The sequence below is a fragment of the Paenibacillus medicaginis genome (assembly GCF_042138635.1).
In the GTDB taxonomy this organism is placed as follows: domain Bacteria; phylum Bacillota; class Bacilli; order Paenibacillales; family Paenibacillaceae; genus Paenibacillus; species Paenibacillus medicaginis.
Genome location: NZ_JBHIRY010000086.1, coordinates 1 through 617, shown reverse-complemented (window position 1 = coordinate 617; position 617 = coordinate 1). Strand labels below are relative to the sequence as shown.

At 59.2% G+C, this 617-nt stretch carries 1 protein-coding gene; it reads right to left on the bottom strand.

The features are described from left to right. Positions 1–617 (bottom strand): IS66 family transposase (gene tnpC / locus ACE5LO_RS27755; protein WP_375523138.1); only part of this gene is annotated, 617 nt, incomplete at both ends.

Here is a 617-nt window from a genome sequence, read left to right as displayed (position 1 = left end):
GTCTCAATCACGCTGTAAATCGTTGCGCTGGCTGTTGCACCACGTGGCGTATTCGCGAACAGCCAATTTTTACGCCCGATCACAAACGGCTTGATCGAGCGTTCGCTGCGATTGTTGTCCAGCTCCAATCGACCGTCTGCCAAAAACGCCGTGAGCTTTTCCCACTGGTTCAGGCTGTAGGCAATCGCTTGTCCTGTCAGACTTTTGGGCAAGGTTCGGGATCGCTGCTGTTTGAGCCACGCTTGATACGCTTCCACGACCGGAACGCTTCGCTCCTGCCGCTGGGCCTGTCGTTCCTCGGGGGAGCCATCCGCCAGTTCGCGTTCAATGGCGTACAATTGATTGCAATACGCCAGTCCTTGCCCCGCGACCGTGTCCAGCTTGCGGGTTTCCGGCGGCGCTGCCTTCAGGGCTTCGTCGAATTTCCGGCGGGCATGCGCCCAGCAGCCGACGAGTTTTACTCGGGCCACTTTGTGGTAACCCGCATACCCATCCACCTGCAAATAGCCTGTAAACCCGGCCAGGAAATTCCGGGGATGTTCCCCTCCCCGGGTCCGCTGGTATTCGTACAGGACCGCTGGCGCTACGCCCCGCCCGGTCCGGTACAACCATAGATA